At 69.1% G+C, this 19,899-nt stretch carries 20 protein-coding genes and 1 pseudogene; 9 read left to right on the top strand and 12 right to left on the bottom strand.

Annotation, left to right across the window (positions count from 1 at the left end):
* Positions 1–138 precede the first annotated feature (138 nt).
* The 5 genes from ACFXGJ_RS08920 to ACFXGJ_RS08900 form a co-directional block, all read right to left on the bottom strand.
* Positions 139–543 carry a VOC family protein gene (locus tag ACFXGJ_RS08920; RefSeq protein WP_378617989.1) on the bottom strand — a complete coding sequence of 135 codons (405 nt, stop codon included), beginning with the start codon at positions 541–543 and terminating at the stop codon, positions 139–141.
* 128 nt (positions 544–671) lie between these two features.
* Positions 672–1,475 (bottom strand): SDR family oxidoreductase, encoded by an 804-nt coding sequence (locus ACFXGJ_RS08915; protein WP_378617988.1) that lies wholly within the window; start codon positions 1,473–1,475, stop codon positions 672–674.
* 109 nt (positions 1,476–1,584) lie between these two features.
* On the bottom strand, positions 1,585–3,180 hold the full coding sequence (locus ACFXGJ_RS08910) for a DEAD/DEAH box helicase (RefSeq protein ID WP_378617987.1): 1,596 nt from the start codon (positions 3,178–3,180) through the stop codon (positions 1,585–1,587).
* An 88-nt stretch (positions 3,181–3,268) separates the two neighbouring features.
* Positions 3,269–4,144 (bottom strand): patatin-like phospholipase family protein, encoded by an 876-nt coding sequence (locus tag ACFXGJ_RS08905; RefSeq protein WP_378617986.1) that lies wholly within the window; start codon positions 4,142–4,144, stop codon positions 3,269–3,271.
* Positions 4,145–4,189: 45 nt separating this feature from the next.
* Positions 4,190–4,657 carry an FABP family protein gene (locus tag ACFXGJ_RS08900; RefSeq protein ID WP_378617985.1) on the bottom strand — a complete coding sequence of 156 codons (468 nt, stop codon included), beginning with the start codon at positions 4,655–4,657 and terminating at the stop codon, positions 4,190–4,192.
* Positions 4,658–4,793: 136 nt separating this feature from the next.
* Between ACFXGJ_RS08900 and ACFXGJ_RS08895 the strand changes: the two genes are divergently transcribed.
* Together ACFXGJ_RS08895 and ACFXGJ_RS08890 are read left to right on the top strand one after the other, a co-directional pair.
* Positions 4,794–6,305 (top strand): acetyl-CoA hydrolase/transferase family protein, encoded by a 1,512-nt coding sequence (locus tag ACFXGJ_RS08895; RefSeq protein WP_378617984.1) that lies wholly within the window; start codon positions 4,794–4,796, stop codon positions 6,303–6,305.
* Between the two features lie 90 nt (positions 6,306–6,395).
* Positions 6,396–7,298: an alpha/beta hydrolase gene (locus ACFXGJ_RS08890; RefSeq protein WP_378617983.1), complete on the top strand. Its 903-nt coding sequence runs from the start codon at positions 6,396–6,398 to the stop codon at positions 7,296–7,298.
* A 138-nt stretch (positions 7,299–7,436) separates the two neighbouring features.
* On the opposite strand, the pseudogene ACFXGJ_RS08885 reads toward ACFXGJ_RS08890, so the two are convergent.
* Positions 7,437–7,784: pseudogene (locus tag ACFXGJ_RS08885) on the bottom strand (transglycosylase family protein); the annotation flags it as partial.
* Between the two features lie 456 nt (positions 7,785–8,240).
* Here ACFXGJ_RS08885 and ACFXGJ_RS08880 point away from each other — a divergent pair.
* On the top strand, positions 8,241–8,891 hold the full coding sequence (locus ACFXGJ_RS08880; RefSeq protein WP_378617982.1) for a dihydrofolate reductase family protein: 651 nt from the start codon (positions 8,241–8,243) through the stop codon (positions 8,889–8,891).
* 70 nt (positions 8,892–8,961) lie between these two features.
* Here ACFXGJ_RS08880 and ACFXGJ_RS08875 read toward each other — a convergent pair whose 3' ends face one another.
* Entirely contained in the window at positions 8,962–10,137 is a 1,176-nt protein-coding gene (locus ACFXGJ_RS08875) for a winged helix DNA-binding domain-containing protein (RefSeq protein WP_378617981.1), read from the bottom strand.
* 30 nt (positions 10,138–10,167) lie between these two features.
* On the bottom strand, positions 10,168–12,663 hold the full coding sequence (gene pepN, locus ACFXGJ_RS08870) for an aminopeptidase N (protein ID WP_378617980.1): 2,496 nt from the start codon (positions 12,661–12,663) through the stop codon (positions 10,168–10,170).
* Between the two features lie 176 nt (positions 12,664–12,839).
* On the opposite strand from pepN, the gene ACFXGJ_RS08865 reads away from it, so the two are divergent.
* The 4 genes from ACFXGJ_RS08865 (at position 12,840) to ACFXGJ_RS08850 (ending at position 16,211) form a co-directional block, all read left to right on the top strand.
* Positions 12,840–13,619, top strand: a complete 780-nt coding sequence (locus tag ACFXGJ_RS08865; RefSeq protein WP_378617979.1) for an enoyl-CoA hydratase — start codon at positions 12,840–12,842, stop codon at positions 13,617–13,619.
* 47 nt (positions 13,620–13,666) lie between these two features.
* Positions 13,667–14,245 carry a TetR/AcrR family transcriptional regulator gene (locus ACFXGJ_RS08860; RefSeq protein WP_378617978.1) on the top strand — a complete coding sequence of 193 codons (579 nt, stop codon included), beginning with the start codon at positions 13,667–13,669 and terminating at the stop codon, positions 14,243–14,245.
* A 145-nt stretch (positions 14,246–14,390) separates the two neighbouring features.
* Positions 14,391–15,263 (top strand): SGNH/GDSL hydrolase family protein, encoded by an 873-nt coding sequence (locus tag ACFXGJ_RS08855; RefSeq protein ID WP_378617977.1) that lies wholly within the window; start codon positions 14,391–14,393, stop codon positions 15,261–15,263.
* Between the two features lie 126 nt (positions 15,264–15,389).
* Positions 15,390–16,211: an acyl-CoA thioesterase gene (locus ACFXGJ_RS08850; protein ID WP_378617976.1), complete on the top strand. Its 822-nt coding sequence runs from the start codon at positions 15,390–15,392 to the stop codon at positions 16,209–16,211.
* Between the two features lie 18 nt (positions 16,212–16,229).
* Here ACFXGJ_RS08850 and ACFXGJ_RS08845 read toward each other — a convergent pair whose 3' ends face one another.
* Together ACFXGJ_RS08845 and ACFXGJ_RS08840 are read right to left on the bottom strand one after the other, a co-directional pair.
* Positions 16,230–16,724: a hypothetical protein gene (locus ACFXGJ_RS08845; RefSeq protein WP_378617975.1), complete on the bottom strand. Its 495-nt coding sequence runs from the start codon at positions 16,722–16,724 to the stop codon at positions 16,230–16,232.
* Complete coding sequence (locus ACFXGJ_RS08840) at positions 16,721–17,086, bottom strand: hypothetical protein (protein ID WP_378617974.1); 366 nt, start codon at positions 17,084–17,086, stop codon at positions 16,721–16,723. Before ACFXGJ_RS08840 ends, ACFXGJ_RS08845 begins: the two co-directional genes overlap by 4 nt.
* 21 nt (positions 17,087–17,107) lie before the next feature.
* Between ACFXGJ_RS08840 and ACFXGJ_RS08835 the strand changes: the two genes are divergently transcribed.
* Positions 17,108–17,701 carry a TetR/AcrR family transcriptional regulator gene (locus tag ACFXGJ_RS08835; RefSeq protein ID WP_378617973.1) on the top strand — a complete coding sequence of 198 codons (594 nt, stop codon included), beginning with the start codon at positions 17,108–17,110 and terminating at the stop codon, positions 17,699–17,701.
* Between the two features lie 88 nt (positions 17,702–17,789).
* Positions 17,790–18,464, top strand: coding sequence for a PaaI family thioesterase (locus ACFXGJ_RS08830; protein WP_378617972.1), 675 nt, complete (start codon positions 17,790–17,792; stop codon positions 18,462–18,464).
* A 29-nt stretch (positions 18,465–18,493) separates the two neighbouring features.
* On the opposite strand, the gene ACFXGJ_RS08825 is transcribed toward ACFXGJ_RS08830, so the two are convergent.
* Positions 18,494–19,129, bottom strand: a complete 636-nt coding sequence (locus tag ACFXGJ_RS08825) for a formylglycine-generating enzyme family protein (RefSeq protein WP_378618014.1) — start codon at positions 19,127–19,129, stop codon at positions 18,494–18,496.
* Positions 19,130–19,157: 28 nt separating this feature from the next.
* Positions 19,158–19,826, bottom strand: a complete 669-nt coding sequence (locus ACFXGJ_RS08820; RefSeq protein WP_378617971.1) for an AIM24 family protein — start codon at positions 19,824–19,826, stop codon at positions 19,158–19,160.
* Between the last annotated feature and the right edge of the window lie 73 nt (positions 19,827–19,899).

Raw genomic sequence — 19,899 nt, 5'->3', positions numbered from 1 at the left:
CGGGAGCGGAGCCTGCGGAGCGACCCGTGTCGGCAGGAGCGGAGCCTGCGGAGCGACCCGTGTCGGCAGGAGCGGAGCCTGCGGAGCGACCCGTGTCGGCAGGAGCGGAGCCTGCGGAGCGACCCGTGTCCTGCGAGCTCAGCCCGGAATCGCGCTCTGATCCATCCACATGACCTCCCACACGTGACCGTCGAGGTCGCGGAAGGCACGGCCGTACATGAAGCCCTCTTCCTGAGGCTGCATCCACGCCGTGCCACCCGCGGCGATCGCTCCGTCCACCAGGGTGTCGACCTCCGCACGACTGTCGGCGGACACGCACATCAGCACCTCACGGGCCTTCGTGGTGTCGCAGATCTCGTCGGCGATGAAGTCCCGGAACCGCGGCTCCTCCAGCAGCATGACCATCGACATGTCGTTGACGACCATGCAGGCGGTGCGCTCGTCGCTGAAGGTGTCGTTGAACTCGAAGCCGAGTCCGTCGAAGAACTTCCGGGTGGCATTCACATCGCTGACCGGCAGGTTCGCAAACAGCATTCGGGACATCGGGGGCTCCATTCGGCTCGTGGGGCGTCTGGTCACATCCTCGGCGTGAGGGTGTCGCTTGTACAGACTGACGCCGCGACCAAAACTCATCGCGGCGGTTCACGCCCGGCCGTCGAATGCCCGTCGTGCTAGCCGATGTCCCACATCTTCGGCCAGTCCCGACCGCGGAACGCGGCGTCGGTGCCGCCGTCGACGAAGACCACCGAGCCGACGAAGTAGGTCGACTCCGGACCCAGCAGGAAGGCCACCAGCGACGCGACTTCCTCCGGCCTGCCCCCGCGGCCGGCGGGAATGGTGGCCAGGAACTGCTCCATACCGGCCCCGATCATCGGGTCCTTGCGACCCTCCTGGGTCATCGGGGTATCGATCAGACCGGGCGCGATCGCGTTGAGACGGATGCCCTGCGCGATGTACTCCGCGGACTTGGTCCGCGCGTAGTACGCGAGCGCGGCCTTGGTCGCCGGGTACGCCTGGATGGCGGCGAGGTCACCGAACGTGTCGGCGACCTCGTTGGCCTTCGCCTCGTCGCCCTCGAGGCAGGCGTCGGCGAGCGCGACGGGCCAGCCCGGCTGGCTGGTGGTCGAATTGGAGCTGATCAGCACGACGGAGGGCAGCTCCCCCGCGGCCAGCAGCGGCCGCAGGCCCTCGAGCAGTTCGATGGCGCCGAAGTAGTTGACCGCGATCAGCTTGCCGGCGGGACGACCGGTCGCGGCCGCGAGCCCGGCGAACGGGACGAACCCGTCCAGTTTTCCGTCGAGCAGACCGGTGACGGCCGAGATTGCCTCGCGACGTCCCTCGGCGGTGCCCAGGTCGACGTTGACGTCGGCGTTGTGGAGGTCGACACCGATGACACGATGACCGTCGGCCTCGAGCCGTGCCTTGGTGGCCGCGCCCAGCCCGGAGGCCGCGCCAGTGAGTACGTACGTCGCCATGAGATTCCCATCGAGTCGAATTCCTGACAGATTCGAATCCCACGCTAGGCGCAACAACGAGCATCGCGGCGGGCCTGCTCCCATCCAGCGGTCAGGCGATCGGGCAACGTCAGTCGAAGGCCTGCTCCCCGAGCCAGTCGGCGTCGAACAGGCGGGCGATCTCGGCGAGCGCGCCCAGGTCGCCGTCCACACCGGCCGACAGCACCATCAGTCGGTCGACCATCGTGACCGCGGCCTGCTCCTCCACCGTGTCCACCGCGTACAGCAGCGACCACGGACACACCTGGTAGTCGCGGTGGGCACGACCGATGGTCTGGCGCGCCGCGATCCCCGAGTACCGCGGCTGGTGGAAGAAACCGATCCGCGGCGTGGCGGTCGCGCGTGAGCCGTCCGCGAGGTGTTCGGCGGCGTGCAGGCTGATCGCGGAGGTGGTGTTGAAGACGACCACCTGGGAGTCGCCGCGCTGGAAGCGCAGTCGCTCGCGCTCGGCGTCACGGCGGCCGCCGAAGATCCGGGACACACTGATGCCGTGCGCTTCGAGCAGGTCGGCCACCGGCTCGGCACCGGTGCTCACCATTTCCGTCGCGACCAGGCACTGGTAGCCGCGTGCGGCGGTCGCCGCGACGAGGTCCGCGGTGTGCGGCGCGCGGATCATGGCCGCTTTCTGCCGGAACCGGAGCAGCGCGGCCCGTCCCCGCGCGCTGTCGGAACCCGTTCGGGCGATACGCATCTCGCGGCGGTACTCGCCCCAGTCCATCTCGTACTGCGCGCGTTCGGCCATACCGAGTTCGACCCCCAGACCGTCGACCGGTGCCTGTCCCCACGGCGCGGCCCGGTGCAGCATCACCGCGGGGTCCGCCGAGGTCATCCACTCCCGCACCCTGGCGACCGCACTGGCCTGGATTCGGGCAGAGGCATTCGCCTCGGCCGTCCACTTCCACCGGCCGAGGTGGCGCTCGAGCGGCACCCCGGACTCGGCCAGTCGCGCGCCGAGGTCGTCCCACCGACTGGGCGGCTCCTCGTGCACCTGCGCGAGAAGTGATGAAAGATAACGCCATTCACCAGGATGATGTCCGAGTGTGGCCGTCATCGAGATCACGAACGGTGCCTTGTCCGCGGGGTCGAGGTGCCGATTGACCCTCCGCTGGAAGTCCGTCCGCTGCGAGTCGTGCCGGAAGAGGTGCGCCTCGTCGTTGATCACCACGTCGAACCGGAACCTCGGGCGACCGTTGCGGGAGATCAGCTTCTTCAGTTGATCGGGCGAGATGATCAGCCACCGGTATCCACCGTCCCCGACCGCGGCGATCGACGCCCGCCAGTGCGGAATGGTGATGGAGGTCGGCCGGTCGACGGTGACCAGGATGGTCGATCCGCCGCGCTGCTCGGCGACCGCCTTGGCCGCCGCGACCGCGGTCAGCGTCTTGCCCAGCCCGGGGTCGTCCGAGAGGCAGAACCCGCGCCAGCCGGCGGCCGCAGCGGCCGCGATGGCGGCCGCCCCCTCTACCTGCTCGGGTCGAAGCCGCTTCGCCGCCGCGGTGGCGGACGGGCCGCGGGTCCCGTTGAGCTCGTCCTCCGTCCACTGCTGGTACGAGTACGGCTTTGCCGTGTACGGGGCCAGGCCGGCCGGCAGGCGAGCACCGACGTACGCGTGGGCCTTGATCGCACCGTAGTAGCGCGCCCCGGGAGCGGGGGCACGGAACGGCACGTCGAGAACCCAGATGCGTTCTCCCGCAGCGGCAACGGGAGCATCGGGTTTCGCGGCCGCCGCGCGCCTGGACCTCGCCGCCACCCGGTCAGCCGGCCGTCCGGCGCACGCCCGCCAGGAACTCGGCCACCTGCGCGGCCTCACGCCTGCCCTGATTGCGACCCGCGATCGCCGACGGCCGCCGGCATTCGGGGTCGAGGGGGTTGAGTCCCATCGCGTCGACAGACTCGGCATCGGCGTAGACGGCCAGGTTCACCGTGGCCGCCGCGCCACGGGCCAGGTCTTCGTCGAGGCTGCCGCCGAGCAGGTAGGGTCCGGGCTCCGCGGCCGGCACGAGAAACACCGCGGCGTCGCTCCCGGCCGCGAGCTGGGCGTTGGTCGTGCTGGCCACGCCTCCGTCCATATAGCGACGATCGCCGATGGCGACCACCGGCCACACCCCTGGTACCGCACAGCTGGCCGCGACCGCGTCGACCAGATCGACACCGGACTCCTTGTCCAGGACCACGAGTTCACCTGTGTCGGTGTCGATCACGGGGATCAGCAGGGGCCGGTCCGGCCACTGCGTCGAAGGCAGCCTGGCGGCGATGACGGCATGGCGGCGAGCCGGTTCGACGGTCTGCGCCTGCCGCGCGGCCGCGCCGACAAGCTGCAGCCGGCGGGTCGGTCCGGAGTCGTCCGCGAGCGCGGAGGCAAACATCGCGCCGAGCGACTGGAGGTCCGCCACAGCGGCGATCTCGTGGTTGACCCCGTCGACCTGGACCTCGAAGAGGTCGGACAGCGTCAGTCCGCTGCTGACCTGTGCCGCGACCGTTGCGCCCGCCGATGTTCCGACCAACGCGTCCGCGTCGAGCAGTTCCCTTGCCAGTGAGGGTGATTCATCCTCCAGTCCCCGAAGGAAGCCGGTCTCCCAGGCGATGCCTGCGACTCCCCCACCTGCCAGCACCAACGCCACTGTCGCCATGTTGCACCCTCCCCTTGTCAACACCCTGGTCGTCGAACTGGTCCGCTACTGCCGCGTGAACCGCGCCTGCAGATGATGGGTGAGCGGCGTCTCGGCGTGCGCCATCCACAGGTCGTAGCTGAGCTCGTCCTCGGCCACCGCGAACCTGCGGCGAATCTCGTGGACCGGCTTCGCATCCGGCGAGGCAGCGAGCGTCAACTGCGACAGCTCCAGCACCCCGTCGCGCAGTTCGCCGCGGTGGATCTCGACGAATCCGGTCGGCTGACTGACGAGAAGTTCGACCTGCCCGCCCGAGTTGCGCAGGTATCCGTTCTCGGTGTGCATCGGTCGCTCACGCCCGGGAGACCAGGTGCGCGAGCGGTACGCCAGGAACGGCTTGCCGGGCGTCGCGGTGAACTCGATCTCCTCCTCGTAGGAGAAGTCGTCGATGCTCGGGTAGTGACCGTTGCCGGCGCCGACCCACCGTCCGACGAATCCAGCCAGCACACCGAGGGGGTTCTCCGCGTCGCTCATCGACACCTCCGTTTCCTGCGCATTGTGCCCGAGCGCGACGCGACCTGTGCGCCGACCCACAGTCGGCACAGTTATGTCAACCAGATAACATGATGGCCGTGTTGCTGCCGATGAACGAGCGAGGCTCGAGTCCACGATGAATCGGATCCACAACTCGACGTTCCAGCGGAAGGTCACCACGGCCGCCGATGCGGTCAAGGCCATCAACCCCGGCGACACCGTCGCCATCAGTGGATTTGCCTCGGCCGGCACCCCCAAGGTGATCGTCCCCGCGCTCGCGCAGCGCATCCACGCCGCCCGCGCGGCGGGCTCGAACTTCACCATCAACCTGCTGACCGGCGCATCCGTTTCCGCCGAGACCGAGCGGGCACTCGCCGAGGTCGACGGCATCGCGCTACGGATGCCGTACCAGTCGGAGGCGACCGCGCGCCGGAAGATCAACGACGGCCGCATGGACTACGTCGACATCCACCTCTCGCACGTGGCGCAGCAGGTGTGGGAGGGCTACTACGGCACGGTCGACGTGGCCGTGGTCGAGGTCGCGGCCATCACCGAGTCGGGTGAACTCGTGCCGTCGGCGTCGGTCGGCAACAACAAGACCTGGCTCGACGTCGCGGACCGAATCATCCTCGAGGTGAACTCGTGGGTGCCGGCCGCGATGGAGGGCATGCACGACATCTACTACGGCACCGCGCTGCCGCCGCACCGGACGCCGCTCGAGCTCACCCACGTGCAGGACCGGATCGGGCAACCGACGTTGCGGGTCGACCCCGCCAAGGTCGTTGCCGTGGTCGAGACCGACATTCCCGACAGCGCAAGCCCGTTGACGGACCCGGACGAGGTGAGCCTCGCGATCGCCGGACACGTGCTCGACTTCTTCGAGCACGAGGTCAAGGCGGGCCGACTGCCCGCCAACACCCTGTTGCCACTGCAGGCAGGCATCGGCAACGTAGCGAACGCGGTCCTCGGCGGGCTCGACCAGGGCGGCTACCGCAACCTGACCTGCTACTCCGAGGTCATCCAGGACTCGATGCTGAGGCTGATCAAGGACGGCACCGTCGCGCACGCGTCGGCCACCTCACTGGCCCTGTCGGAGAAGGGCCTCGCCGAGCTGACCTCGAATGTCGACTTCTACCGCAACCACATCACCCTGCGTCCGCAGGAGATCAGCAACCATCCCGAGGTCGTGCGCCGGCTCGGAATCATCGCGATGAACGGCATGCTCGAGGCCGACATCTACGGCAACGTGAACTCCACCCACGTGATGGGCACGAAGATCATGAACGGGATCGGCGGCTCCGGGGACTTCGCCCGCAACGGCTATGTGTCGATGTTCCTGAGCCCCTCGACGGCGAAGGGCGGCGCGATCTCGTCAATCGTTCCGATGGTGCCGCACGTCGACCACACCGAGCACGACACCCAGGTGCTGGTCACCGAGCAGGGCCTCGCCGACCTGCGTGGCCTCTCCCCGCGACGGCGCTCGCAGGTGGTCATCGACCACTGTGCGCATCCGCAGTTCCGTCCGCTGCTGCACGACTACGTGCAGCGGGCCCAGGCCACGCCGGGCATCGGTCACACCCCGCACCTGCTCGGCGAGGCGTTCTCGTTCCACGAACGGTTCAACGCGACGGGGTCGATGCTCCCGTAGACACCCGGCCGGGAAGCACTCCCCGGCGCGGCCGCGTCTTCTACCATCCGGAGCATCTCCAGCCCCCGCGATGGAAAGGGCGGACGCCGAATGTCCGAGCACGCTTTCGATCCCGCGCTGCGGTTCGCGCGGTTCCTGCCTCGTACGATCGTCACCCCACGTACCGCGGGCCCGCTCCGACGACTGACGGGACTCGCCGGGGCCGTGCCGCCGAAGGGCGGCGAGATTGTTCACGTCGACGCGAACGTCACGGTCCGGGTGTTCCGACCGACGTCGACGTCGCGCCCCGCGGCGGGTGTGGTCTTCATCCACGGCGGCGGCTACGTCATCGGCAGCGCCGCGATGGGCGATCACCTGTGCCGACGGGTCGCCGAGGAACTCGCTGCGGTCGCGGTGTCAGTGGAGTACCGACTGGCGCCGAAGCATCCGTTCCCCACACCGCTCGAGGACTGCTACACCGGGTTGCGCTGGCTCGCCTCGCAACCCGACGTCGACCCGACCCGGATCGCGATCGCCGGCGAGAGTGCCGGTGGCGGCCTGGCCGCAGCTCTTGCCCTGATGGCACGCCGACGCGGCGAGATCCGTCCGGCGTTCCAACTGCTGTCCTACCCGATGCTCGACGACCGGACCAGCGAGCGCACCGACATCGACGAAGGGCGCCTGCGGGTATGGAGCCTGAGCAGCAACCGCTACGGGTGGCGCTCCTATCTCGGACCGGCCGCGGGTGGCCCCGTCCCGCCACTGGCCGCTCCGGCCCGGAGCGAGGACCTCGCCGAACTGCCGCCGGCGTGGATCGGGGTCGGCACCCACGATCTGTTCCACGACGAGGACGTCGCGTACGCCGAGCGCCTGCGGGACGCCGGCGTTCCGTGCACATTGCACGTGCTGCCCGGCGCCTATCACGGCTTCGACATCACCGAACGCCGGTCGTCGACCTCACGCGCCTATCTGGACGAGCAGGTCAGGGCACTGGGCGATGCGTTGGGGGAGTAGCGGGGCTCGACCCCGGCAGTCGGCGGCGAGGCCACCGTCAGGCATGCGGTGAGGCCGTGCCGCGATCTCCCCGAACGCGACATGGCCGCCGCCCCGGGTGGGACGACGGCCATGTCACCGCAATGTCTTTGTGGCTCAGAGGTACTGGCCGCACACCGGCCACGCACCCGGGCCCTGGCCCGCAAGCACGTTCTCGGCCACGGCGATCTGCTCGGAACGCGAGGCGTTCTCCGGCGAACCGGAACCACCGTAGGCGGCCCAGGTGCTCGGCGTGAACTGCAGACCACCCGAGAAACCGTTGCCGGTAGCGGTGTTCCAGTTGCCGCCGCTCTCGCACTGTGCGACGGCGTCCCAGTTGTGGCCGCTCGCGTTGGCGGTGCCCGCTGCGAGTCCCATCGGGATTGCCACGAGGGCTCCGGTCACGGCGACCAGTCCGAGGGTCTTCTTCGCCTTGCCGGCCTTGCTCTGAACGCGGTTCGTGGTCATCTAGGAGAATCCTTTCGTACCCGCAAACGAGGTCGATGTCTGTCGTGAGGACCTCGCCGCTGCCCCACTTGCGGTTCTCGGGGCCGGATCCGCGGGGCAGGCTGAGCGGCGGTCCGGCAGGGGCCCTGACTTCCGGGCCGTCACCGACCATACGGACGGCGCACCGCCCTGAAAACCACCCGACGAAATGGCGCCGATATCGACACGTGTCCAAATACCGGGATTTGTACACTTGATTCCCGCAGGTGGCGGCGCATCGTGATCTATCGCGTAGGCTTTCGTTATCGTTACGTTATAGTGAGGTAGATCACATCACGGGTGGGTTCCTGCCACCCCCAAAGCCCACGAGAACGGGCCCTCGGACGGTCCGCGCGGCCCGATGACTTTTACCGCCGGTCCCGGTCTACCTGTCGAAGGCCACGGTCGACCGACCCGCGTTCCGACAGAGGAGACACCATGCCGAAGCTTCGCGTACACAACCTTTCGATGTCGCTCGACGGCTACGCGGCCGGACCGCACCAGGACGCGGAGAACCCGCTCGGCGTGGGCGGCGAGCGGTTGCACGAGTGGGCGTTCGCGACCCGGACGGCCCGAGCCATGCACGGCCTGGAGGGCGGCGAGAGCGGCCTCGACGACCGGTTCATCGGGCAGGGGGACGTGGGAGTCGGCGCCACCATCATGGGCCGCAATATGTTCGGCCCGGTTCGCGGGGTGTGGGGGACGGACGAGTGGACCGGCTGGTGGGGCGACAACCCTCCCTATCACCATCCGGTGTTCGTGCTGACCCATCACCCGCGACGTCCGGTCGCGATGGCGGGCGGCACCACCTTTTACTTCGTCTCCGACGGACCCGAATCCGCGCTCGAGCAGGCCGTCGAGGCCGCCGGCGGCCTCGACGTGCGGATCGGCGGGGGTGCGAGCACCGTCCGGCAGTACCTGCGCGCCGGGCTGATCGACGAGATGCACGTCGCGATCGTGCCGATCCTGCTCGGTGGCGGCGAGCGGCTCCTCGACGACCTCGATGGCGGCGCGGACGGCTACCAGTGCGTGGAGTTCGTCAGCTCACCCGCGGTCGCACACGCACGGTTCGTCCGAACGCTCACGTAGGCCGCGGTCGCTCAGTTGGCGGGGTCCGCGCCCGGGAGAATTCACGCCAAGTCACGCCTCGCGCGATCGGTCACCCGCGCCGGGCGGTCAGGGGTGAGGGAAATCTCGGCATGACCCTGGCCCCTCCGAGCCACTGCGCCAACGCATCTGCCTCTCTTTCGAGACTGCGGCGCGCCTCGGCCCCGACGTCGTCGAGCAGGTGCAGCACCACCTGACCGCCCTCGTCCTGCCACCAACCTCCCACGATCCTTCCGTCCCACCACGCCGTGGGTCCGGCGTTGCCGTTGCCGTCGAACAGCAGCTCCTTGTGCGGGCCGAGGTACCAGTCCCGATCACGCCAGCCCATGGTGGTGGGGTCGAGGGCAGGCAGCAGCGCCGCCCACGGCGCCACCGGCGCCACTGGGTCGAGGTCGTCGGCGAGCAGGTAACCGGTTCGTCCGTCGAGGTCGACCGTTGCGACGTCCGACGCGGCCAACGCCCTTCGCACGGCCGTCGCCGTGGCGCCCAGCCACCATTTGACGTCGTCCTCGGTTCCGGGTCCGAAGGCTCGCAGCCAGGCGCGAACGAGCCACGCCACGCCTTCGGAGTCGGCGCACGGCTCGATGGGCTTCCCCAGCCAGGATTCGGTGGTCGCCCAGCGGTTCCTGGACACCCGCCACGCGCCGTCGTTGGTGGCGCGCACGATCTTCCCCTCCGCGGACAGCACGGTGAGCACCCTCGGCCCGATCGACACCTGACCGCCCCAACTCTTTCCCTCCCCGTAGGTCATCGACCCGTCGAGTAGCGGGATGGTCTCGCGCAGTGCGGAATACGACATCGGACTGCCGTCGGACAGGACGTCGAGCACCGCGTCACCGGCCTCGCGCAGCCACCGCTCTCCGTCGTCGAACAGGCCCGCCTTCTCCACCTCCCGGACCAGCCGGCGGCGTTCGGTGTCGGCCACCCGATTACTCGCACCCGCCTGCACGAAGGTCAGCGACTCGGCCGGGAACACGAACAACGTACGTCGCATGGCGAGGTGTTTGACGAGCGAACGGTCCGTGTAGAGGGCGCGGTCGAGGTCGTCGACGGTGAGACCGTCGACCCGCGCACGGGCGGACAGGTAGATGGTCGCGGGATCGGTGCCGTGCAGGGCCACCATGCTGCTGGCCGCGTGCGTGACGTCGTCGGCGCGGGCCTCGGGGGCGAGATGGTGGCGACGGCCCAGACGGGCACGGCGTTCGGCGACCTCTATCCGGATGGGCACCGCACCATTGTGCCCCGGCGCCCGGCAGCCCTAGGTCCGGGACACCCCGCCTCGCACCCGCAGGTCACGGGCCAGGTGGTCGCGCTGTTCGATCACCAGCCGTCGCAACGCTCCCGGTGCGTCCGCGTTGGCGCCGAGCCATCCGTCGACCGCACCCAGCGACTCGGCGGCCGGAAACAGCCCGAGCACAATGCGTTTGGCGATCTCGATGCTCCGCCCCTCCCAGATCGGGCGGATCGCCTCGAAGTACTCGGAGTCGAAGCCGCCTGTCAGGTCCCGGCGCTCACCGGCGCGGAAGCCACCGATGACGGCGTCGAGGTGCTCGTTGCTCAGCCCGGTGTCGGTGAGCGCCGACGACCACGCGTCGGCCTTGACGCCCGGATCGGGCCGGGCGGCGAGAGCCCTCAGATGTGCGGTACGACCGGAGGCGGTCGCGTCGAAGCTGAGTTCGATGTCGAGGTCGGCCGCGACCGCGTGCCCGGTCGCCGAAAGTGCGGTCCACAGGGCCCACCGCAGGTCGGGATCGAGCGCCAGGCCGTCGGGCGCGGGCAGTGCACCGTCGAGCAGTTCCCGGATCTCGCGGGCCCGCCGGTCGTCGACCGTCGCCGCAGCCGCGACCGCACGCGCCCACGCCAACTGACTGCCGGATCCCGGCGCCGCATCGTGCATTGCCGCCCAGCATGATTCGAGCCAGTCTGCTCGCCACGGGTCCCGCACCGCGGGCGGAAGGTAGTGCCCGATGGCGAACGACGCGTTCGCCAGCACCGCGGCCGACAACGCCGTGTTCGACTCCGCGGGGGCGAAGGCGCGAGCCATGCCGAGGTAGCGACGCGGGTCCAGTTCGCCGTCCCGGGTGGCGTTCCACAGCGCCGACCAGACGAGACCTCGGGCCAACGGGTCGACGATGCGGTCCAGTGAGGCCTCGACCGTGCGGACGGAGAACCCCCCGAGCCGGACCTTCGCGTAAGTGAGGTCGCCGTCGTTGAGCAGCACCAGCGGGGTCTCGGTCAGCTCGACCGGCGTGCGCGCGCCGGTGATGTCGACGCTGTGACGCTCGGTGAGCACCAGCGAGCCGGATCCGTCGAAGTCGTAGAGTCCGATTCCGAGGGTGTGCGGCCGCGGGTCGGTCTGCACGATCTCGTACCGCTTGCCACGCCGTTCGAGGGTCAGGGTCGACATTCCGGTGGTCTGCAGCCACGCGCGCGCCCAGGACTGCAGGTCGCGGCCGGAGGTCGCCGACAGTTCCGCGAGCAGATCGGCCAGGGTCGTGTTGCCGAACGCATGGGCCCGGAAGTACCGGCGCGCGCCCTCGAAGAACGCGTCCCGGCCGACATAGGCGACGAGTTGCTTGAGCACACTCGCACCCTTCGCGTACGTGATGCCGTCGAAGTTCAGTTTGGCGGCCTCGAGGTCGACGATGTCGGCCACGATCGGGTGCGTGGTGGGCAGCTGGTCCTGCGAGTAGGCCCACGCCTTGCGACGATTCGCGAAGGCAACCCAGGCATCGGTCCACTCGGTGGCCTCGGCGCTGGCAAGCGCGCCCATGAAGTCCGCGAAGGACTCCTTGAGCCACAGGTCGTCCCACCACACCATCGTGACGAGGTCGCCGAACCACATGTGCGCCATCTCGTGCAGGATCGTGTTGGCCCGGCCCTCGTACTGGGCCGCGGTGGCCGCTCCGCGGAACACGTAGGCCTCGGTGAAGGTGACGCAACCCGGATTCTCCATCGCGCCGAGGTTGTACTCGGGGACGAACACCTGGTCGTACTTTCCCCACGGGTACGGGTAGTCGAATTGCTCGGCGAAGTAGTCCATACCCTGCTTCGTCACCGCGAAGATGGTGTCGGCGTCCAGGTACCGGGCCAGCGAGGCACGGCACAGCACAGCCGTCGGAACCGCGAGATCGCCTCGACTCCACATTGATTCGACGCGATGGTACGGACCAGCGACGATGGCGGTGACATAGGTCGAGATCGGCAGCGTGGGGGAGAACTCGACGACCTGTCGGGCGCCGTGGTCCTCGCGACTGTCCGCCGGCCGGTTGGAGACCACCTCCCAACCGGCCGGAGCCGCAACGGAAAAGGTGAACGGCGCCTTCATGTCCGGCTGCTCGAAGCACGCGAACACCCGGCGCGCGTCCGCGGGTTCGTACTGCGTGTAGAGGTAGGTCTGACCGTCGACGGGATCGAGGAAGCGGTGCAGTCCCTCTCCGGAGCTGCTGTACTCGCCGGTCGCCCGCACGACCACCACGTTCGACGGCCGCAACGCGCGCACGGTGACCCGCGCTCCGTCGTACTCGACCTCCACCGGCTCGCCGTTGACGGTCACCGATCCGACCGACGGACCGATGAAATCGATCCACGTCTGTTCGACGGTCGCGTCGAATTCGATCGTCGTGGTGGATGCAAAGCCCGGACCGGACCGATCGGCGGCGCCCGAGACGTCGAGTTCGACGCGGTAGGAGCGGACGGTGACCGCGGCGGATCGCGCGGCGGTCTCGGCACGGGTCAGGTTCGCGGTGCTCACCGTGTCGATCCTGCCAGGTCGGCTGGCGGGAGGCGGTAACTCAGCTGCGAGGCGACAGGACGGCCCCACGGCACGGTCGCCGCGATCCTGCCCGGTCCCCCCTTTCGGGGGCATCCCACGGGGACGGCGCAGACGTAGCATCGAATCGAATCCACCGACCGCGGAAGAGGTGTGCCATGGACGACGACGTCCGGACCGAAGTCGATGTCGAGACGGGGATCGGCACCATCGTGCTGAACCGACCACGGCAGCGAAACCCTTTGTCCACCAATATGATGCGCCAGGTAACCGCGGCCCTTCGCAAGCTGTCGGCCGAGCCGGCGGTGCGGGTCGTGGCGATTGCCGCCGCCGGCCCGGTGTTCTCCGCCGGCCACGACCTGTCCGAGATGATCGACCGCACCCTCGACGACGAACGGGAGATCTTCGCCGCGTGCGTCGAGATGATGGACACCGTCCAGCAGATCCCGCAGCCGGTGATCGCAGCGGTGCAGGGGCCCGCCATCGCCGCGGGGTGCCAGCTCGCGGCGTCGTGCGATCTGGTGATCGCGTCCTCGGCGGCGGTGTTCGGTACGCCGGGTGTACGGATCGGCCTGTTCTGCTCCACGCCGATGGTCGCGCTGAGCCGGTCGATCGGCCGCAAGCGGGCCTTGCAGATGTTGCTGACCGGCGAGACCATCGACGCGGACACCGCCGCCGCCTGGGGACTGGTGAACCTCGTCGTCGCCCCCGAGGACCTCGACGCGCAGGTCCGTGAGCTGGCCGCGAAGATCACCGGCGCCAGCGCCATGACCCTGCAGATCGGTAAGCAGGCGTTCTACCGGCAGATCGACCTCCCGCAGGACGAGGCGTACACCGCGATGGCCGAGACCATGGCCACGAACGCCGTCACCTGCGACGCACAGGAGGGAATGAGCGCGTTCCTGGACAAGCGCGAGCCGACCTGGGTCGGAAGGTAGGCGTCGGCGGGACGCGACGCCCGCGAGTGCGCCCCTAGACTGGGCGGGTGGCAAAGCGGGGTTCCTACGCGAAGGGTGTCGCGCGGCGGGAGCAGATTCTCGACGCCGCGCTACGGGTGATCGCCGAACGGGGCTACCGCGCGACGTCGATCAATGAGCTCGCCGCGGCGGTCGGGCTGAGCCAGACCGGGATCCTGCACTACTTCGACTCGAAGGAAGCACTGTTCATCGCCGTGCTCCGCAAACGCGACGAGCTGGATTACGCTGCGCTGCAAGGCGACAACCCGGTGGCGGCGATCATCGAGGTGGTCCGCCGCAATGCCGCCGTACCCGGGCTGGTGGAACTGTTCACCCACATGTCGGCCGCGGCGGCCGACCCGCAGCACCCCGCCCACCCGTACATGCTCGAACGGTACCGAGCCGGTACGGAGTACGTGGCGACGGCGCTCCGCGCAATGCAGAGATCCGGCTCGCTCACCCCCGACATCGATGCGATGTCCACGGCCACTTCACTGTTCGCACTCGCGGACGGGCTGCAGGTCCAGTGGCTTCTCGACCCGACCGTGGACATGGCGGCACACCTCGAGCGGTACTGGAAACAACTGACCGACCACCGGCCGGCCTGACCGAACCGCCCGGACCGCCGCCGCGCACGACCCTTGTCTTCGAACACCGAGCGATATACGGTTTCCGGTTGTGATCGGGGTCACGGTCGATGACCTGGGCATTTCCGACACAGCACGCCGGGCATTCGACGAGGGGGAGGGCATTGTGAGGGTGAAGGCTGGAGTCAGGCGGTTCATGGTGATCGTGGGGGCGGCGGCCGTCGTGACGGGTATCGCGTCAGGCGCGTCCGCGACGGCCGATCCGGGGCCGGGCCTCGAGTACGTCAATCTCGGCGACAGCTTCAGCGCCGGCTCCGGCGTCTCGCCGATCGCGCCCGGCCAGCCGTTTCAGTGCTGGCAGTCCGAGCAGAACTTCTCCCATCTCGTCGCCGCGCGGCTCGGCTACCGGCTCACCGACGTGAGCTGCGGGGGCGCGAAGACGGAGGACTTCTATCGAGCCCAGTACGCGGGCACGCGGCCACAGCTCGAGGCGCTCACGCCGACGACCGAGTTGGTGACGCTGATGATCGGCGGCAACAACAACGACACCTTCGGCGGCGCGATGGCAAAGTGCATCGGCGCGATGGTGTCGCACCCCGGCGCCGTCGACCCCTGCCGCACGCAGTACGGCGACAGCTTGGCTGAACCGATCGCCACCCAGACCTACCCGGCGCTGGTGACCGCGCTGCGCGACATCCACGCCAAGGCGCCCCGCGCCCGCGTCCTCATCGCCGGCTACCCGTGGCTGCTGCCCGCGAGTGGCGGTTGCCTGCCGCAGATGCCGATCGCGGAGGGGGATGTCGGGTACCTGCGTGACCTGCAGGCCACCCTGAACGAGGCCATCGAGCGCGCCGCCGCGGAGACCGACTCGACCTATGTCGACATGTCGCGGGTGTCCGAGGGCCGGGACGGCTGCAAGCCGGTCGGGCAGCGCTGGGTCGAGCCGATGATCTTCGCGACGCAGCCGGTCCCGGTGCATCCCAATGCCGAGGGTGAGCGCGCGCTCGCGAATCAGATGATGGCGGCGATCAGGCAGTAGCCGTCGCCGTCGCGGTTCGCCCCGGCGTCCGGGCCACTCGGTCCGGGGCGTCGGGGCGAAGGCCGGGCCGATTATGCTGTCCGTCATAATCGGACACGATCCGTCAGCACCCGCGAGGAGACCGTAGTGACCGAGACCGTCGCACCGCCGCATCCCTTCGACGACGCCGTCGAACTGACCCCGACGAACGGCGGGCTGTACACCGGTCGCACGTCCGCGAACTACGCCAACATGGTCGGTCCGTTCGGCGGGATCACCGCCGCGACCCTGCTGCGCGCGGTACAGCAGCACCCGGACCGGCTCGGCGACCCGCTGTCGCTGACGGTGAACTTCGCCGGCCCCATCGCCGAGGGCTCGTTCGACATCTCCGCCCGCCCGGTCCGGACCAACCGGTCGACCCAGCACTGGGCGCTCGAACTGACCCAGGACGGGGTCGTCGCCACCACCGCGACCGCCGTGTTCGGCACCCGCCGCGACACCTGGTCCTCCGACGAGATCTCGATCCCGACGGTTCCCGAATCGGATTCCGTTGCACCCGAATCCTTCCCGGACTTCATCGCGTGGGCCCGCAACTACGAGATGCGGTTCGTCGAGGGCGGCATCCCGAAGACGGAATCCGCCGAACACCCGAACTCGACGTCCACGCTGTGGATGCGCGACGAACCGCCGCGTCCGCTGGACTTCCCAGCCCTCACGGCCATGAGCGACATCTTCTTTCCCCGGGTGTTCCTGCGCCGTGGGCAGTATCTGCCGGCGGGCACCGTCACGCTCACCGTGTACTTCCACGCGGATGCGGCCGCACTCGCCGACCAGGCCGGTGACGCGGTACTCGGCACGGCCCGCGCGCAGCGGTTCGGCAAGGGGTACTTCGACCAGTCCGCCGAGTTGTGGGGCCGCGACGGCGAGCTGCTGGCGACGACCCACCAGCTGGTCTACTTCAAGGACTGAGACGACGACCCCCGCACATCACGCGAGGGTGCGCTGCTCCGCCTCGGCCAGCGTCTTCAACGTCAGCAGCTGCTTTCGCATCATGACCAGATCGCCGAGGGCCAGCGCTCGCGCGACGAGCCACGGTGCGCTGCAGTGCATCCGGACCACGAGGCGGGTCCCGACGCCCTCGGGCCGCACCGCATAGGTGACGCATGTCCTGCCGGCGACCAGCGTGATCTGCCCGTCGGGAACGAAGGACACCAGGTCGAACAGGGACATGAAGCGTTGCCCCACTTCGAGTTCGGTGAGCTCCGGGTCGCGGCGGCGCGGGCTGCGCCTGCCGAAGCGGTCGAGCAGGTCGTAGCTGTAGGGCGCGACGCGCAGCTGACACAACCAGGCGTAGACCACCCGCGGTGCTGCGTCGATGCTGATGGCCCGATCTGCCTGCACCCCGCCGAAGCCCAGGTCGTCACACGGCAGGGGCTGGACGCGCTCGGCCTCGGTGGCACCCCAGACGAGCCCGGGGATCATGCCGCGTCCGCTACCTGGCGCAGCAGCCGGCGCACGACCACCTGGTGACCGCCGCTGCCGATCACCAGCGCCCGGTAGATCCTGCCGTGCAGGCCGGGGAACTCGGCCCACGACTGCGCCCGGATCCGGGTGTGGCTCGGATCCTCCTCGTCGAGTTCGAAGATCAGCGCGTAGCGCGAGAACCAGTGCCAACCCGACAGCGCCAACCGGGCCGGGGCGTCGGCCGAATCGAGCCGGAATCCCCTCGGCGCGGACGGGTCGTTCGGGTCCTTGCACATGACCCTCAGCAACGCCGTCCATGCCCGGTCCCGATTCGCGTCGATCGATCTGGCATGCTCGTCAATGTAGGGCAATCGCTCCATATAGAAGGAACGTACTAGTAGATGGCACCACCCCGCAAGCACGACACCGACGTGATCCTCGACGCAGCGCGCGCGCTCGTGCTCGCCGACGGTCCGCGCGCGGCCAGCGTCGCGGCGATCGCCGCGGCGAGTGGCGCCCCCGTCGGCACGCTGTACCACCGCTTCGGCAGCCGCAACGGCGTTCTCACCGAGGCGTGGTTGCGCGCGCTCGCCCGCTTCCAGGACCGCGTCATGGCGGTCGCGGACGACCCGGACCCCGTCGAGGCGGGCGTGGCGATGGCGATGGCATCGGTGCAATTCGGTCGCGAATTGCCCGACGACGCAAAGCTTCTGCTCAACCTGCGGCCGAGCGACCTGCTCGACGGCGGCCCCGACGCGGAGTTCCGCGCCCGCCTCGACGGGATGAATGCGCCCCTGTTCGAGCACATGCGGCGTCTGGCCCGCGACCTGCTCGGCGCAGACGGCGTGCGGGAGATCGACGCCGTCAGCCGCGCCGTCGTCGACCTCCCGTACGCCGCGCTGCGCCGCCACGCCCATGCCGGCGAACTGCCCGATTGGCTCGACACCGACCTCGCCACTTCGGCACGCACGCTGCTGACCTCGTATCGACGCTGACGCACCGACCCGACATCCGCACGCCGTCCGCGACCGCGCGGCGAACCCGGCACGCGCCACCTCGGCCCGCGATCGATAACGTGTTCTCATGAACGAACCACAGGCTGGCGGCCCGCTACCCGATCAAGAGCATCACGAGGGCGGGTTCCGGCCGATGTCCGAGCTGATCAACGCCCGCGAGGAACGCGGCGCCGACATCACGCGGGGCGGGCCGTACTACGGCGAACTCATCGAGCAGGTGCGCGGGCTGATGGACCGCGCGCGGCTGGCCAGCCCCACCGACGAGCTGGCGTTGGACGCGATCGGCATCCTCAAGCAGCTCAACGACAAGTTGGACGCAGCCGTCGTGAACGAGTGGTCCACGCCGACCTGGACCCGGTTCGACCTACCCGCCCGCGGGAACATCACGCTCCCGCCCTTCATGATCGATCACGCCGACTCCAGCGGTGTCGACGCCCGTCTCACCTTCCGCAATTACCACCTCGGCGGCAACAACGCCGCGCACGGCGGCCAGGTGGCCGTAGGATTCGACGATCTACTCGGCATGGCCGCCGCGATGCATGCCGGTTCGATCACCCGCACCGCCGCCCTCACCGTGGACTATCGATCCGTCACTCCGCTCAACACCGAGTTGCAGGTCCGCGCCTGGGCCGAACGCCAGGAAGGCCGCAAGGTCTTCATGCGCGCCACGCTGCACGACGGTGACCGGCTCTGCGCGGAGGCACACGGGCTGTTCATCGTGCTCAAGCCCGGGCAGGCGTGAGTCGACAGTTCCGTCCAGGGTCGGCGGGGCTATCCGCGAGCGACGCGGAATCCGACATCGTCGATCCGGTAGGTGGGGTGGCTGCGCCGCCGGGCGGAGGCGCGGCAGCTCCAGTGCTCGTCGAACCACCCGCCTCCGCGCAGCACCCGGTACGTGCCGTACACCTCGGCGTCGTAGAGGTCCCAGCACCATTCCCAGACATTGCCCACGGTGTCGTGCAGTCCCCACGCGTTCGGCTGCTTCGCACCCACCTCGTGCGGCCGGCCGTCGGAATTCCTTCGATACCAGGCGATCTCGTCGATGGGTCCGTACCGCGGACCGGTCGTCCCCGCCCGGCAGGCACGCTCCCACTCGGCCTCGGTCGGCAGCCTGTACCCGTCGGCCGCGGTGTCCCAGGTGACGTCGTCGCCGACAACGCGGTAGGCGGCGACAAGGCCGGCTCGCTCGGACATGTTGTTGCAGAACGTGATCGCGTCCCACCACGACACCCCCTCGACCGGAAGACACGCACCCCGGGTCGCCCCAGGCCATTCACCGGTGATCTCGGCGTACTCGCCCTGGGTGAGGGGCGTGGCGGCGATCTCGAAGGCATCGACATCGACACACCAGCTGCGGCTGGTCCGCCGATCGGAGAGGGTGACGTCTCCTGCGGCGACGGCGATCATCTTCACGGCCGGTCGGCTCCTAGCCCGTTCAGTGCTGCGGGATGGGATGACCCTCGGAGGCCTGAACGACGACGAATCCGTTGCCGGTGAGACACAACTGGTACGCCTCGCCCGAACCGCGTCCGATCGCGGCGGACATCTTCGCGGTCTTGCGGATGGACGACTGCAGCCCGGTCGACCACACCACCGCACTCTGCATGTCGACATAGGTGGGGGTGTCCACGTTCAGCACCACGGGAGTGCCGTGGACGTTGATCGCGAGCACACCGCGCCCACTGAAGGTGGTGTTGAACAACCCACCGCTGAGCATCGATGCACCCTCGACCCGATTGATGTCCCAGCTCAGCGAGCTCTCGAACGCAAGCACGTTCGTCCCGTTCACGGTCACCGACTCGTCCTCGAGTTCGAGCAGGAAGACCTCGTCGGCGTCGCGGGCGAGGAAGACGTCGCCGCTACCGGACACCTTCATCAGCGACATGCCCTCGCCGGTGAGGGCCTTCTTGAAGAGCTTCCCGAGGCCACCGCTGCCCTGGTAGGCGAAGTCGACGTCCCCCTGGTAGGCGACCATCGATCCCTGACGGGCGAGGAAGTGTCCGCCGGTACCGGCCAGGTCCACCTTGAGCATTCGCGAGTTCTGAAGCACGAAAGTGCCCGGCTCACCGCTGCGTTCGGCGTTCTTCATCAGGTCGCTGCGCATCGCGCCATGCTATCCGAGAACCGGCGTCGGGAGTCGGTACGCTCGGCTGCCGATCGAGTGGCTGGCACAGCGC

It is taken from the genome of Rhodococcus sp. NPDC059234 (assembly GCF_042754225.1).
Lineage (GTDB): Bacteria > Actinomycetota > Actinomycetes > Mycobacteriales > Mycobacteriaceae > Rhodococcus_G.
The sequence above is the reverse complement of the archived record's forward strand: the minus strand, read 5'-3'. Positions and strand labels throughout refer to the sequence as shown.